Genomic DNA, 14,559 nt, shown 5'->3' on the forward strand with positions numbered 1-14,559 from the left:
GCATAACTCTTAGCTTTGGTTTGTAAAGCTAATCTGTTACCGAATTATCTGACCTTTACAATTGCGAGGTACGAAGCAATCGCAAGTAGAAAAGCCCGCATGCAAATTTCGCGATTGCTTCGTACCTCGCAATGACAACTATTTACAGTCTCTTTCTTAACATAAACATAACATTGCCCCCTGTAGCGATAGCAATCACCTTCCTCGTTTCATCAGCAAAACTAAAACGCAAATGAAAACTTTTATCTATCGCATTACGCTATTATTTGCAGGCATGGCCTTGTTTACCGCCTGTAACGACAAGAACAACAACCCCCAGCCCGAGCTGACCAACTGCACCGGCTGCCAGTTTCTGTTTACAGAAAGCGCAGACCTGGTGATTCCCGGTTATAATTTTACAAGCGGCGCTTATCGCATTTTTTGGAGCGAAGTTAAAAAAGGGCCTGTTACACAGAAAATGTTTTTAAAAGCGCCAATGCAAGGCAATAGTTTTGAACTGAACACCGCCGATATAGAGGCAGGTAAAATAAAAGTGCTTGACTTATGCGCCAATTGCAATTTGATTGAAATGATGCCCATTGGTGGTAAAGTAACGGGCGTAAATACCACCCCCGGTGTAGCAGCAGACAAAGCAAAATGGCTGATTGAAGCTAAGATTATCCGCCTGCCTGCCTTTGCATTTTCCAATATAAGGGATACGGTGTATGTTAAGCAGTACTTTACGGCAAACTTTGTGCTTAATTAGCATTTGATACAGCAATTAATTTCACTATCAAGCTAGCAGACAAAGGCTAACAAGTTAGTCGCCGCCACCACCACAGCCGCTGCAACCTGATCCGGAACAACCGCTGCAACCGCTATTGCAGCCGCTACTGTCACCATCGCCATGGTGGCCGTCTGAGTGGTGTGAACTATCGTTATAATTGTTGCTGCAGCCCGATCCGGTGCCGCAGCCGCTGTTACCATTGTTGTCCTTTAATTGGGAAAAAATAAAAAAAGCTGCTATTCCCGTTATAATATATATTATATAATCTGTTGACGACGCTTGAATAAACAATGCTGACGAAAACACAACTAATGCAAGCACCGCGATCTTAAGCGAAAATTTTGGTTTAGGGAGCAGCCAGTACCTACTTAAGTTAACACGCTTAAAATTAATATCGCTAAAACGCGTGTGGTTATCCTGCCAAATATCCGAAGGAGGGTTGTTACCGAATTTTTCTGTATAAAACTGATGTGAGAAAGTGTAGTATCCGTCAAATTTTTTCGCCTCGGTTTCACCTCCTTTAGTTGGATTGTGATGAATATCTTTTTGCAGCGTATTTTTGCAAAGATCTATCCAATACGATCGGGTAAAAGTAAGGTGCAGGTGCCAGGCCTGGTCAACAGGGTCAGAAGGTGTAACGCCACGGTCGCTAACACAACATAAAAAAATGAACCGTTTATACTCCTCAATAACCCGTTTGGCATAAACCAAACTCCAGCCGTTTTCGCGCGCTAAACGGTCTGAAAATTTAAATGCGGTGCCAGGTTCATCCAGTTGAAAGTGTTGTATGCGCTGCCACAGCATTTCTTCTTGTCCGGTCATTATATAGGATTAATAAGGTTTACTAAATGTAAAACTAGTTAAAATGCGCTTTTACCAAATTTATAATCCCTCCTGAAGCTATCTGCAAGCCCACACAAAATATTAAAAAGGCCATTAAACGGTTAATGATCTTCTCGTTGCTGGAGCCTATGTAGTTGATGAGCCGTTTGGTGTTAGCGAAAAATATAAATATCAGTATGCAGATCCCAATTACAGATATCAGCAATGCGCCAATATTAAGCATGTAATTATTGAATGATTTGTCGGCACCGTTAGCACTTAAGGTAAACAGCACGGCAATAGTACCCGCGCCGGTGGTCATGGGGAAGGTTATTGGGAAAAATAACTTTCCCTCTATGGCGCTAAAGTGTTCAACGTTAACATCGTTGGTTTGTGTTGTGGGTGTTTTCTTTACATCGTCACCATCAGATGCCAGCGACTCCCAGCCTATTTTACACATCATAATACCGCCCGCAAGTTGAATAATGGGGATAGAGATGCCAAACATTTCCAGTATCCAATGCCCGATCAGTAAAGTAATGGTGCAAATTAAAAAGGCGTAAAAGGTTATCATTTTTACCGCGTTAAGGCGCTCTTTGCGCGAAAGCGAGGTGAAATAAGGATTAACAATAAACGCCGTACCAACCGGGTTAACCACCGGGAACAGCGCCACAAAGCCAATAAATACCAGGTGAATAAAGGAGTTTAGATATTCAGGCATACAGGAGTGTTTAATAGAACTAACCTACAAAATAAATTCGGTTATGTTTAAAAAGTGTTGCAGGCACTACGTCAAAATTGGCAATTTATAAATTATTGTATATCAATTATTTAATGAATTTCTATAGCTAAATTCCCATACGAATATGTCTGTTGCAAAGTGTTGCATGTTTAAACTTACAATAGTTGTAAAACATTACATTTCAAATACTTGCAAAAAATGCTGTTGCAAGTGTTGCAAAGTGTTGCCTGTTTTTCTGCAACACGTTATCTGCTAACTTTTTTAGGATTTGGTAATAACATCTGCTAATTTTACCAATATGAACAATCTGCCGCCATTAGCCGAACGCATGCGCCCCAAAACCCTTGATGACTATGTTGGTCAGCAACATTTGGTGGGGCAGGGCGCGGTTTTACGTAAAGCCATTGAGAGTGGTGTGCTGCCTTCCATGCTGTTTTGGGGGCCGCCGGGCGTGGGTAAAACCACGCTGGCTTACATTATTTCTCAAACGCAGGACCGGCCATTCTTCTCGCTTAGTGCTATCAACTCGGGCGTTAAAGACATCCGCGAGGTGATTGAAACGGCCACGCGGCTACGAGATGAGGGCCATACGTTACCCGTGCTGTTCATTGATGAGATCCACCGCTTCTCCAAATCGCAGCAAGACTCGTTGCTGGGCGCGGTTGAGCGGGGTATAGTTACGCTGATAGGCGCTACTACAGAGAACCCTTCGTTTGAAGTGATCTCCGCTTTGCTGTCGCGATGCCAGGTTTACATTTTACAGCATCTGGAGGAGGATGACCTGATGGGCCTGCTGGACAAAGCCATGCGCGAAGACGAGGTGTTGAAAAAGAAGAAGATCAGCATAAAAGAGAATGAGGCCCTGCTGCGCCTCTCCGGCGGCGATGCCCGCAAGCTGCTCAATATATTTGAACTGCTGGTAAATGCCATATCCGGCAAAAGCATAGAGATAAATAATAAAGTGGTGCTAGACCATGTGCAGCAAAACATGGCGCTGTATGATAAGGCCGGCGAGCAGCATTATGATATCATTTCGGCCTTCATAAAATCAATGCGGGGCAGCGACCCCAACGGTGCTGTTTACTGGCTGGCCCGTATGATAGCTGGAGGCGAAGACCCGCTGTTTATAGCCCGCCGCATGCTGATATTGTCATCCGAGGATATTGGCAATGCTAACCCCAACGCCTTGCTGCTGGCACAGGCCTGCTTTAATTCGGTGAATGTAATTGGCATGCCCGAGTCGCAATTGATATTGTCGCAAACGGCTATTTACCTGGCTACATCGGCAAAAAGCAATTCGGCCACTACCGCTATAGGCACCGCGCTTAGTTTGGTAAAACAAACCGGCGATCTGCCCGTGCCGCTGCACCTGCGTAATGCGCCAACCAAATTGATGAAGAACATTGGCTACGGCAAGGATTACAAATACGCCCATAGCTATGAGGGTAATTTTGTGAACCTTGACTTTCTGCCTGATGCCATTAAGGGAACAAAAATTTACGAACCCGGTAACAATTCGCGCGAAATGGAATCGAAAGAAAAGTTAAAGAAACTGTGGGGAGACAGGTATAAATATTAGTACCTTAAGCCCATATAAACTGATCCCTCATGATATCAATTTTCCTCAGGCATGAACTAAAGGCCTTCTGGCGGTCAAAAAATACAGGTAAAAGTATAGGTGTGCGCATATTTATGGGCGTAATTATATTTTTGCTTCTTGGTGAAATATCCGCTATAGGTATATTCATGGATAAGTTTTTAGCTTGGAAATTTCCTAACAGCGATATCATTGTCAGCTTTTGCGGAATAATCCTGCTTTACCTCATTTTTGACCTCATATCACGTATGCAATTGCAAGAACTGCCTACGTTGCGGGTGCAGCCCTATCTCCACCTGCCGGTAAGGAAAAATGTTATAGTAGGATATCTGGCTTTTACTGCATTATTTTCGTTTTTTAACTTTTGGCCCTTTATACTTTTCTTTCCATTTATAATTAAGATCATTGGACCCAATGCTGGGTGGGGCGCTGCTTCGGCATTTATGATAGCTGTTGTAAGCATTGCCATTTTTAATAATTACCTGGCTTTGTATATTAAACGAAAGGCCAATTTGAACGGCTGGGTATTTCTCATTTCAACCGCTGTTTTAGCCTTATTGACTGCCGGCGATTTTGCTTGGCACCTATATGATATCCGCGGAATTTCCTATTCATTTTTTGGTAACCTGTTAAAATATCCGGTATTGGCTGTGGTGCCGGTAGCGATGGCTGCAGCCATGTATACGCTCAACTTTATTTACCTGAAGCAAAACCTTTACCTTGAAGAGCTGTCGCGCAAAAAGGCATCCTACAAAACCAGTACTGAGTATCCAATACTCAATCGTTTCGGGGCCCTTGGCGATCAGGTAGCTAACGAGATAAAACTCATTCTGCGTAACAAGAGGCCACGATCAGCCTTTATTATGTCGTCGGTGTTTTTGTTTTACGGCTTGATATTTTATAAAAACCCTGCTTTTACACATTTTGAATGGCCTAAAGTATTTGTAGGTATGTTTATGACGGGTTTTTTCATCATTAGCTATGGGCAGTTTCTATACAGCTGGCAGGCAGCTCATTTTGATGGGTTGATGGTAAGCAAAGTGAGCTTTAAAGATTTTTTAAAGGCTAAGTTCCTGCTTTTTACCGCGGTGGCTACATGTGCCTTGCTGCTTACAACTCCGTATGCCTATTTTGGATGGCGTACGGTACTTGTCCACTTTATAATGTACCTGTGGAACCTGGGGGTAAACATTTACATAGTACTATACTTTGCCAACCGCAACGCACGACGTATTGATCTGAGCAAAGGCGCGTCTTTTAACTGGGAAGGGGTGGGAGCCACGCAGATGTTACTTTCTTTCCCACTGATGTTTGCGCCGTATTTAATTTATATTCCATTTAGCCTGTTGCATCTAGCAAACGTAGGGCTGGCTGTTATGGCCCTTATAGGCATCGCGGGTATTTTATCCAGGAATTTCTGGATCGAAAAGCTGGTGCAGGACTTTTATAACAGAAAATATACCATAACCGAGGGTTTTAGAAATAAATAATATGATACAGGTAAAAGATATTAAGAAAGTTTATAATGGCGTTATTGTGGTTAACGTGCCGCAGTTGCAGATAAATAAAGGCGAAAGTATTGGCCTGGTAGGTAACAACGGCGCGGGTAAAACCACCTTGTTCCGCATGATGCTTGATTTAATAAGGCCCGAAGCAGGCGAGGTATTATCAGAAGGGAAACCCGTTGCCGGCAATGAGCATTGGAAGGAATACACCGCATCTTACCTGGATGAAGGGTTTTTGATTGATTACCTTACACCCGAAGAGTATTTTTACTTTATTGGTGGATTGCATGATCAAAGCCGTCCACAGGTAGATGAGTATATCGCCAGGTTCGGCGAGTTTTTTAACGGCGAAATACTTAACAAAGGCAAGTACATCCGCGATCTTTCAAAAGGTAATCAAACCAAAGTTGGTATTATATCATGCCTGTTGCAAAAGCCGCAGTTTTTAATGCTGGATGAGCCTTTTGCTAATATTGATCCTACCACCCAGTACAGGTTAAAGGAATTGCTTAAAGACATTAACAAAAGCCAGGGCGTAACTACCCTTGTATCCAGCCATGACCTTAACCACGTTACTGATGTGTGCGACCGTATACTGCTGATGGAAAAAGGCCGCATTATAAAAGATATGGCCACCAATGCATCAACTTTGGCCGAACTGGAAGAGTATTTTGCTATTGGCCAGTCTGCTCATCATACTACATTACCGGTTGACGAGGAAGAGAATCATTAATATTTAGTTGATTAGAGATTAGTTTATTTATGCCTGATATCCGCGCAGCAACTGTTGATGATGTAGAAACTATTCGCCAATTGGCTGATGCTATCTGGCGGCCAACCTACTCACCAATTTTGTCGCCGGAGCAACTTGATTATATGCTGGCGGAGATCTACTCGACAGAAAAAATTACAACGCAAATAACACAAGGCCAACAAACTTATTTATTGCTGATAGAAGATGGTGTTCCCGTTGCGTTTGCAGGCTATTCGCCCCGCGAAGAAGATGCTGATATTTATAAATTGCATAAACTGTATTGCCTGCCATCAACACAGGGTAAAGGTTACGGAAAGTTGTTAATAGACAAAGTTTGCGCCGATGTAATAGCTGCCGGCAAAAACATTCTTGATTTGAACGTTAACCGTTACAACCGGGCAAAGTCTTTTTATGAAAAGCTGGGCTTTGTAGTAGTTTACGGAGAGGACATACCCATTGGCCCGTATTGGATGAACGATTATGTAATGCGCAAGCAGTTATAATGTCTCCTGCAAGGGGATAGATTAAGATACGAAACAACTAATGTCATCTCGAACGCAGTGAGAGATCTATACACAAGCCAGTCCTGTGGCTCAACGCGTGTATAGATTTCTCGCTATTGCTCGAAATGACAAACTCTTTTAACTTGCTGATATTGGTGGAGATATAGGGATTTCTTAACTCAATATCTGCAAAAACTCCTTTTTATAATCTGTCGGCTTCTTCTTCATTTCATCCCTAAAATGTTTGTTAAAGTTAGATAACGTTTTAAAGCCTGTTCGTTCGGCTATTGCGGCCACACTCAATTCTGTTTCGGTTAACAGCTTACAGGCATGTTTAACCCGCAGCTCAGTAATAAATTTTGAAAAACCCTTATTATTTGCAGCTGCAAAGTACCGGCTAAATGAGGTCGGCGTCATACATACCAGATCTGCCAACTCATTAAGGTGTATTTTTTTGCGATAGTTCTTCAATATATACTCATAAACACTGCTCATTCTATCCGCTTCATCCTTTTTAAAAGGATCAATATATTCGTTATGCGATATAAAGCTATGTTCTTTGGTAGTGGCAAGCGTATTCAATATTTTTAATAAATGTATAAAGGCGGGTAAGCCGCTAAGGGTTAAAAGTTCCTTCATCATTTCAATTACCATGGTGCGCACCTTACCATGAAACTCTAATCCCCGCGATGATTTTTTGAAGAAGCTCCTCAGCTGCACCATTTCGTCCTTATCCATTAAATGTTCACCCAAAAAGCTCTCCTGCAGGTAAATTACAATACCGCTTACTTTTAAAGGCGTGTTTTTTTCAAAGTAAGTTTCGTCGCTTCGCCACAAATGCGGAAGGTTTGATCCGATGAGAATCAACTCGTTGGGTGTAAAATTTTTGATACTATCCCCTATAAACCGGGTTCCGGTGCCTTCAAGGGGTACAAATAACTGATATTCTGAATGCGAATGCCAAACCGGGTCAAAGTAATGCTCCTCCAGATATTTCACCGTAAATATCTGTGAATCAGGTATTGAGTGCTTATGTATGGCGGTCCTCATGTGCTATTATTGCATTTATGTGCACTAAAATAGTATATCAATGACAAAATACAGTCGGTTTTGGATAAAAAAAGAACGGATTAGATGTCCATATTTGTTCTATAGCTATATAATTATTAGCATAAGCCAATTTTAACCATTTCATGAAAAAATACATTGCAATCGCTGTGATCTGCCTGGTGGCAGTTGTCAGCTTTAAAGGTACATTCATTAAAAGCGAGGGGCCGCACAGGTTGGAGCTTTTGTTTTTAGGCCACACCCCTAAAAATCACGACTCAGAAAAACTTGCGGAGATCCTTTCTAAAGAGTATTTTAAAAGTGGTATTAACATCACCTATACAACTGATGTTAACGACCTGAACAATAACACGCTGTCTAAATATGACGGACTTATTGTGTACGCTAATTACGATAGGATCACAGATTCGCAAGCCGAAGCACTGCTATCCTTTGTAAAAAGTGGTAAAGGCTTTATTCCATTGCACTCAGCGTCGTTCTGCTTCCGCAATAATGATGAAGTGGTTAAATTAATTGGTGGTCAGTTCCAAACACACAAAACGGGCGAATTCCCGATGACCGTTGTTGATGCTAAGCACGAAATTATGAAAGGCTTAACGCCTTTTACTACCTGGGATGAAACCTATGTGCATACCAAGATCAACCCGGCTATACATGTAATAACAGAACGTGTTGAAGGCGATCATCACGAGCCTTACACCTGGACAAATACTTATGGCAAGGGCCGTGTTTTTTACACAGCTTATGGTCATGATGAGAGAACTTTTAATAATCCTGGCTTTAAGCAATTGGTTTACAATGGTATTTTATGGGCAGTAGGTAAAGACGCGGCTAAGCAATTGGCCAAGTTGAAAAAACCACAACCAGCCTATAGCGATGCAGCTATCCCTAACTATGAGAAACGTGACCCTGCCCCAAAACTGCAGGCCATCATGTCTCCTGAAGAATCTCAATTGTTGACACAATTGCCCGTAGGGTTTAAAATGCAGCTATTTGCACAGGAGCCTCAAATTGAAAAACCTATCGCTATGGCGTGGGATGAAAGAGGGCGCTTATGGATAGTTGAAACAGTTGATTATCCTAACACCGTATTAGAGAATAAAGATCAGGGTGCCGACCGCATTAAAATTTGTGAGGATACCAACGGCGACGGCAAGGCTGATAAGTTTACCATTTTTGCTGATCATTTTAACTTACCTACAAGTATAGTGTTTGCCAATGGCGGTGTAATAGTGGCCCAGGCACCTCATACCATATTCTTAAAAGATACCAACGGTGATGATAAGGCTGATATAAGACAAACCATTATAACCGGATGGGGCTTTAATGATACCCACGCTGTTGCTTCAAGCTTACATTATGGTTTTGACAACAACATTTGGGGTACTGTAGGTTACTCTGGCTTTAACGGCACTGTAGGGGGTAAACAAATGAGGATCAGCAATGCTGCTTACCGCTTTGCACCTGATGGTAAATGGATGGAGCATATGGGTAACCTGAGCAACAACACCTGGGGCGTTGGCTTCTCAGAAAATAATGATGTGTTTTATTCAACTGCTAACAACTCACACAGTGATTACCTGGGCATACCGCAGCGCTATTTAGCCACCACAGGGCTGCCTGCTGCTACCTCTATATTAAAAATTGATGGGCACTATGGCGTACACGCAGTTACTAAAAACCTGCGCCAGGTTGACGTGTTTGACGGATTTACCGCCGGTGCCGGGCATAACTTGTACACCGCACGTAACTTCCCTAAAGAGTACTGGAACCGTATAGCGTTTGTTAACGAGCCTACTGCACGGGTTATTCACCGTTCAATACTTGAAAAAGATGGATCGGGCTTTAAAGAGAAAGACGGCTGGAGCCTGCTGGCAAGTGCCGATGAATGGATGGCACCTGTACACTCAGAAGTTGGCCCAGATGGCGCTGTTTGGGTGGCCGACTGGTATAACTACATCATACAGCATAATCCGGTGCCTAAAGGTTTTGAGAACGGTAAGGGTAACGCCTACGTAAACCCACTGCGCGACCGTACCCACGGCCGTATCTACCGTATAGTTTGGGAGGGCGCAAAACCATCAGACATTAAAAAATTAGACAAGAACAATCCTGCCGACCTGATAAAAGGTTTGCAAAGCGATAACATGTTTTGGCGTATGACTGCTCAGCGTTTAATTGTTGAGTCGGGCAACAAAGCTATCGCACCTCAGCTTTACGGATTGATACGTGATACTAAAACTGACGAGATAGGCCTAAACCCAACTGCTATACACGCGCTTTGGACCCTGCATGGCCTAGGTTTGTTAGATGGTTCAAATGCTGAAGCGTTAGGGGTAGCCGAAGCCGCTTTGAAACACCCTGTAGCCGGTGTGCGTAAAGCTGCTGCAGCAGTATTACCTTCAACAGAAAGAACATCAAAAGCCTTATTAGGCGCAAACGTAATAACAGACAGTGATTTGAACGCACGCAGAGATATGATATTAGCTTTAGTTGATGTGCCGCAGTCTGACCAGATAGGCGCGTTGCTGCTGGCCGCTCAAAAAGATCCTGTAAATGCTAAAGACAAATGGATAAGCCTGGCAATAGAAGCCGGAATTGTAAAACATGTAAAAGGTGCAGCAGAGGGTATTCTTGCCAAAAACAAGGAAAATACAGAGATGGAAGCACTTGCCCGTATCCCTGCAAATAGGGTTCAGGCTGTGAAAATTGGTGTTATACAGAACGAAATGAAGTTTGACACCAAGGCAATTACTGCAAGGGCGGGTGCTATTATAGAAATAGAATTCACCAATCCGGATTTTATGCAGCATAATTTGTTGATACTGCAAAAAGGCACGCTTGAAAAGGTAGGTGCAGCAGCTGATAAACTGGCGCAGGATCCGAAAGGAATTGAACAAAATTACATTCCAAAAATGCCTGAGGTATTGTTCTCTACCAAGCTGATCAACCCTAACGAGACTGTGAAAGTAAGATTCAGAGTTCCGACGGAACCTGGTGATTATCCTTTCATTTGTTCCTTCCCTGGTCACTGGCGAATAATGAACGGTGTGTTGACAGTAACAGCCGCTCAGGGCCCTCCGGGACAAAGATAATTTCTGAACCTTATTACACTCAGACCTGTCAATTGAGCAAAACTCAGTTGACAGGTTTTAAACTTTAAAAACATAAATGGCAGCTCAAAGCAATACTTCGGCAACCACCGCAACGGCGGTTAAACCCGATTTGAAAGTATTTTACGCATGTTTCATCGCCCTGGTAACCACCGCCTTTGGCTTTGTGTTACGCGCAATTGTATTACCTACCTGGGGGCATCAATTCAATTTAACCCAAACGCAGCTTGGCGAAATATCAGGCGTAGGTTTATGGCCCTTTGCAATCAGCATTGTACTATTCAGTTTAATAATTGATAAAATTGGTTATAAAACCGCCATGATATTTGGGGTAATTTGCCACTTCACCTCTACTATAATAACCATTTTTGCTACCGGGTACTGGTCGCTTTACATAGGCACATTTATTGGCGCCCTTAGTGCGGGCACGGTAGAGGCTGTAGCAAACCCGGTAACGGCAACTATGTTTCCTAATGATAAGGTAAAATGGCTTAGCCGCTTGCATGCAGGCTGGGCAGGTGGCCTGGTTTTAGGCGGAATTATGGGTTTGTTGCTGGGAGAAAGTACAGGCTGGGAATACAAAATAGCCCTGATATTTATACCTACAATAGTTTACGCGGTGATAACATTTTTCTGCAAATTTCCTATTAATGAGCGGGTGCAGGCTGGTGTATCATACAAAGAAATGCTGCAGGAAGTTGGTGGATTGGGAGCCCTTATTATTACTGCATTAATTGTATTTCAGTTGGGTGCTGTAATTGGATGGTCGCCCACTGTAAGCGTTATAGCAACCCTTGTAATTGCCGCGGGCTTTGGTTGGTATACACGTAGTTTGGGGCAACCCTTGTTTGTGTTGTTTCTTTTAATAATGATTCCGCTGGCTATTACCGAGTTAGGTACTGATAGCTGGATAAGCGATCTGATGACCCCGGAAACGCAGAAGATAGGTTTACAGGCAGGCTGGGTATTAGTTTATACCTCGTTAATAATGCTTGTTTTAAGATTTTTTGCAGGGCCAATATCACACAAGTTTTCATCGCCGGGTTTGCTGGCCGTATGTTCTGCAATAGCCATAATCGGGTTATACTTACTATCCGGTTCATCAGGAGTAATGGTACTGGTAGCGGCATCCATTTACGGTATTGCCAAAACCTTCTTCTGGCCAACAATGCTGGGCATGGTGTCTGAGCGGTTTCCAAAAGGCGGTGCCTTAACATTGAATATTACAGGTGGTTTGGGTATGATAGCAGCAGGAGTTATCGGAGCGGGTATTTTGGGCTTTTTTCAGGATAAATCAATTGATCAGAATATCGCTAAATACGATGCCGCAAACAATACTGCCATACATAGTACCTATGTAACCGAGAAAAAAACAAGTGTTTTTGGCGATTATGCAGGAATAGATCAAACTAAACTTTCGGTAGCAGGTAAAGGAGATCAGGAGGTAGTAAAAACCATTCAGGATGGCGCCCGCAAGGAAGCGCTTAAAAGTGTACTGGTGTTCCCTATAATTATGTTTGTGAGTTTTGTGGGGCTGATAATATATTTCCGCACTAAAGGGGGATATAAAGCAATTACTTTGAAAAGACAGGAAGAGGATATTATTAAGATTTAAAACGAATGCCTTTAGATATAAAATTTGGTGTAAGTACCTGGTTATGGACATCGCCGTTTCAAACCTCATCTATTGATGAGCTATTCTCAAAAATAGCCGGAATGGGGTATGACATGGTTGAAATAGCGTTGGAAGATCCTGAATTGGTGGATGGTAATGCGGTAAAAGCCGCGCTTGATCATTACGGCCTTAAAGCCCTGGTTTGTGGTGCCTTTGGCCCAACCCGCGATTTAACGAACGAGGATCCGGCCATACATGAAAACTGCTTTAAATACATTGCGGCCTGCATGGATCTTTGCGTTTTATGGGATGTTAAGTTTTTCGCCGGGCCAATGTATTCTGCTGTGGGTAAGGCACGCATGCTGCCCCCCGAACAGCGGCAACAGGAATGGGACCTCGCGGTAAAAAACCTGCGCATTGTATGCGATATGGCTACAGAAAGAGGCCTGGAGATTGCCATCGAGCCGCTTAATCGCTTTGAGTCTGATCTGGTAAATACTTGTGAAGATGTGGTTAGGCTGATAGCGGATATCGATAATCCGGCAGCTAAAGTATTATTAGACGGTTTCCACATGAATATTGAGGAGCCAAGCCTGGAAGCTGCTATAAAATTGGCCGGCGACAAGTTATTACATGTGCAGGTGGCCGATAACTACCGCGGCACGCCGGGTACAGGCCAAACCAACTACAACGCGTATAGAACGGCGCTTGAAGAAATTGGTTATACGGGAGCCATATCAATAGAGAGTTTTACGCCAAATAATAAAGAATTAGCGCAGGCGGTTTGCATATGGCATCCTTTGGCCGAAAGCCAGGATAAGTTTGCCATTGATGGGCTTGCTTTTTTAAAGAAATGGGCGGCAGAGCCTGTAAGAATTCAACAATATAGTTTATAAAATTTATGCAAAAAAATACGATCAACGTTGCAATAGTGGGCCTGGGTTTCGGGGCCGAGTTTATACCAATTTACCAGCGCCATAAAAACGCTAATATGTACGCCATTTGCCAGCGCGATGAGAAAAAGCTGAACGAGGTGGGCGATGCGTTCGGTATTGAAAAACGTTATACTAACTACGACGAGTTGTTGCTTGACCCGGAAATTGACGCGGTTCATATTAATACCCCCATTCAAAACCACGCCGAGCAATCTATTAAAGCTTTACGCGCGGGTAAACATGTGGCATGTACCGTACCAATGGCTACAACGGTTGAAGAGTGCCGCCAGATAGTTGAGGCGGTTGAAGAAACCGGCCTTACTTACATGATGATGGAAACCGTGGTTTACAGCCGCGAGTTTTTATTTGTAAAAGAACTTTATGAAAAGGGCGAGTTGGGCAAGCTGCAGTTTTTGCGCGCCTCGCACCAGCAGGAAATGGCCGGATGGCCTGGCTACTGGGAAGGCCTGCCGCCTATGCATTATGCAACGCATTGTGTTGGTCCGGTAGTAGCGTTAGCGGGAGCCGATGCTGAATACGTATCATGCTATGGTTCCGGAACAATTGACGCGCATTTGATACCTAAATACGGATCGCCGTTTGCTATTGAAAGCTGCCATATTAAGTTTAAAGACTCTGATCTGGCTGCAGAAGTAACACGCTCATTATTTAATACTGCGCGCCAGTACCGCGAAAGCTTTGATGTATATGGCTCAAAAAAATCATTTGAGTGGACGTTGATCGAGCACCAGCCATCAGTAATTCATACCGGTGAAACGCCTGAGACGGTAACCATTCCTGACTACGCGCATTTATTGCCTGAAGAAATACAGGCTTTTACCACAGGCGGCGTTTATGATGGCGATAGCAATCAGCACCTTTCTTTCTTGCAGGGATCAGGTCATGGCGGTTCGCATCCCCACTTGGTGAATGAATTTCTATCGGCACTGGTTAATACCCGCCAACCTTTCCCTAACGCCAGGCAATCGGCCAATATTACATGCGTAGGTATACTGGCGCACGAGTCGGCAATGGACGGGGGTAAAAAAATTAACCTGCCTGAATTTACTTTGGCAAAATAAAATCTGAGGTTGGCCCGGGCATCTCCATGCTACGGGTCCATTTTAGTATAATCGGGT

Annotated in this window: 12 protein-coding genes; 9 read left to right on the plus strand and 3 right to left on the minus strand. The window is 43.4% G+C overall.

The window, feature by feature from the left end; translation table 11 throughout:
• Nucleotides 1-232: 232 nt before the first annotated feature.
• Nucleotides 233-745 carry a hypothetical protein gene (locus tag ACFQZS_RS09615; RefSeq protein ID WP_377099635.1) on the plus strand — a complete coding sequence of 171 codons (513 nt, stop codon included), beginning with the start codon at nt 233-235 and terminating at the stop codon, nt 743-745.
• Nucleotides 746-799: 54 nt separating this feature from the next.
• Here ACFQZS_RS09615 and ACFQZS_RS09620 read toward each other — a convergent pair whose 3' ends face one another.
• Together ACFQZS_RS09620 and ACFQZS_RS09625 are read right to left on the minus strand one after the other, a co-directional pair.
• Nucleotides 800-1,588, minus strand: coding sequence for a hypothetical protein (locus ACFQZS_RS09620; protein WP_377099637.1), 789 nt, complete (start codon nt 1,586-1,588; stop codon nt 800-802).
• 34 nt (nt 1,589-1,622) lie between these two features.
• On the minus strand, nt 1,623-2,309 hold the full coding sequence (locus ACFQZS_RS09625) for a MarC family protein (protein ID WP_377099639.1): 687 nt from the start codon (nt 2,307-2,309) through the stop codon (nt 1,623-1,625).
• A 319-nt stretch (nt 2,310-2,628) separates the two neighbouring features.
• On the opposite strand from ACFQZS_RS09625, the gene ACFQZS_RS09630 reads away from it, so the two are divergent.
• The 4 genes from ACFQZS_RS09630 to ACFQZS_RS09645 are packed head-to-tail and all read left to right on the plus strand — an operon-like array spanning nt 2,629 to nt 6,689.
• Nucleotides 2,629-3,909 (plus strand): replication-associated recombination protein A, encoded by a 1,281-nt coding sequence (locus ACFQZS_RS09630; RefSeq protein WP_377099642.1) that lies wholly within the window; start codon nt 2,629-2,631, stop codon nt 3,907-3,909.
• A 29-nt stretch (nt 3,910-3,938) separates the two neighbouring features.
• Nucleotides 3,939-5,417 (plus strand): DUF5687 family protein, encoded by a 1,479-nt coding sequence (locus tag ACFQZS_RS09635; protein ID WP_377099644.1) that lies wholly within the window; start codon nt 3,939-3,941, stop codon nt 5,415-5,417.
• A gap of 1 nt (nt 5,418) precedes the next feature.
• Nucleotides 5,419-6,165, plus strand: a complete 747-nt coding sequence (locus tag ACFQZS_RS09640) for an ABC transporter ATP-binding protein (RefSeq protein ID WP_377099646.1) — start codon at nt 5,419-5,421, stop codon at nt 6,163-6,165.
• 29 nt (nt 6,166-6,194) lie between these two features.
• A complete protein-coding gene (locus tag ACFQZS_RS09645) occupies nt 6,195-6,689 on the plus strand; it encodes a GNAT family N-acetyltransferase (RefSeq protein WP_377099647.1) in 495 nt (164 codons plus the stop codon).
• 174 nt (nt 6,690-6,863) lie between these two features.
• Here the strand turns inward: ACFQZS_RS09645 and ACFQZS_RS09650 are convergent, their stop codons facing one another.
• On the minus strand, nt 6,864-7,739 hold the full coding sequence (locus ACFQZS_RS09650; protein WP_377099648.1) for an AraC family transcriptional regulator: 876 nt from the start codon (nt 7,737-7,739) through the stop codon (nt 6,864-6,866).
• Nucleotides 7,740-7,882: 143 nt separating this feature from the next.
• On the opposite strand from ACFQZS_RS09650, the gene ACFQZS_RS09655 reads away from it, so the two are divergent.
• The 4 genes from ACFQZS_RS09655 (at nt 7,883) to ACFQZS_RS09670 (ending at nt 14,502) form a co-directional block, all read left to right on the plus strand.
• Complete coding sequence (locus ACFQZS_RS09655; protein WP_377099649.1) at nt 7,883-10,852, plus strand: PVC-type heme-binding CxxCH protein; 2,970 nt, start codon at nt 7,883-7,885, stop codon at nt 10,850-10,852.
• A gap of 76 nt (nt 10,853-10,928) precedes the next feature.
• Nucleotides 10,929-12,485 (plus strand): MFS transporter, encoded by a 1,557-nt coding sequence (locus ACFQZS_RS09660; RefSeq protein WP_377099651.1) that lies wholly within the window; start codon nt 10,929-10,931, stop codon nt 12,483-12,485.
• Nucleotides 12,486-12,490: 5 nt separating this feature from the next.
• A complete protein-coding gene (locus ACFQZS_RS09665) occupies nt 12,491-13,381 on the plus strand; it encodes a sugar phosphate isomerase/epimerase family protein (protein WP_377099653.1) in 891 nt (296 codons plus the stop codon).
• A 5-nt stretch (nt 13,382-13,386) separates the two neighbouring features.
• Complete coding sequence (locus ACFQZS_RS09670) at nt 13,387-14,502, plus strand: Gfo/Idh/MocA family protein (protein WP_377099655.1); 1,116 nt, start codon at nt 13,387-13,389, stop codon at nt 14,500-14,502.
• The last annotated feature ends 57 nt before the right edge of the window (nt 14,503-14,559 follow it).

It is taken from the genome of Mucilaginibacter calamicampi, assembly GCF_042676765.1.
Taxonomy (GTDB): Bacteria; Bacteroidota; Bacteroidia; order Sphingobacteriales; family Sphingobacteriaceae; genus Mucilaginibacter; species Mucilaginibacter calamicampi.

Excerpts from the sequence above, each read along its gene's own strand:
- ACFQZS_RS09655 (WP_377099649.1), top strand. The coding sequence starts at position 7,883 with ATGAAAAAATACATTGCAATCGCTGTGATCTGCCTGGTGGCAGTTGTC.
- ACFQZS_RS09615 (WP_377099635.1), top strand. The coding sequence starts at position 233 with ATGAAAACTTTTATCTATCGCATTACGCTATTATTTGCAGGCATGGCC.
- ACFQZS_RS09665 (WP_377099653.1), top strand. The coding sequence starts at position 12,491 with ATGCCTTTAGATATAAAATTTGGTGTAAGTACCTGGTTATGGACATCG.
- ACFQZS_RS09650 (WP_377099648.1), bottom strand. The coding sequence starts at position 7,739 with ATGAGGACCGCCATACATAAGCACTCAATACCTGATTCACAGATATTT.
- ACFQZS_RS09640 (WP_377099646.1), top strand. The coding sequence starts at position 5,419 with ATGATACAGGTAAAAGATATTAAGAAAGTTTATAATGGCGTTATTGTG.
- ACFQZS_RS09660 (WP_377099651.1), top strand. The coding sequence starts at position 10,929 with ATGGCAGCTCAAAGCAATACTTCGGCAACCACCGCAACGGCGGTTAAA.
- ACFQZS_RS09635 (WP_377099644.1), top strand. The coding sequence starts at position 3,939 with ATGATATCAATTTTCCTCAGGCATGAACTAAAGGCCTTCTGGCGGTCA.
- ACFQZS_RS09630 (WP_377099642.1), top strand. The coding sequence starts at position 2,629 with ATGAACAATCTGCCGCCATTAGCCGAACGCATGCGCCCCAAAACCCTT.
- ACFQZS_RS09645 (WP_377099647.1), top strand. The coding sequence starts at position 6,195 with ATGCCTGATATCCGCGCAGCAACTGTTGATGATGTAGAAACTATTCGC.
- ACFQZS_RS09625 (WP_377099639.1), bottom strand. The coding sequence starts at position 2,309 with ATGCCTGAATATCTAAACTCCTTTATTCACCTGGTATTTATTGGCTTT.
- ACFQZS_RS09620 (WP_377099637.1), bottom strand. The coding sequence starts at position 1,588 with ATGACCGGACAAGAAGAAATGCTGTGGCAGCGCATACAACACTTTCAA.
- ACFQZS_RS09670 (WP_377099655.1), top strand. The coding sequence starts at position 13,387 with ATGCAAAAAAATACGATCAACGTTGCAATAGTGGGCCTGGGTTTCGGG.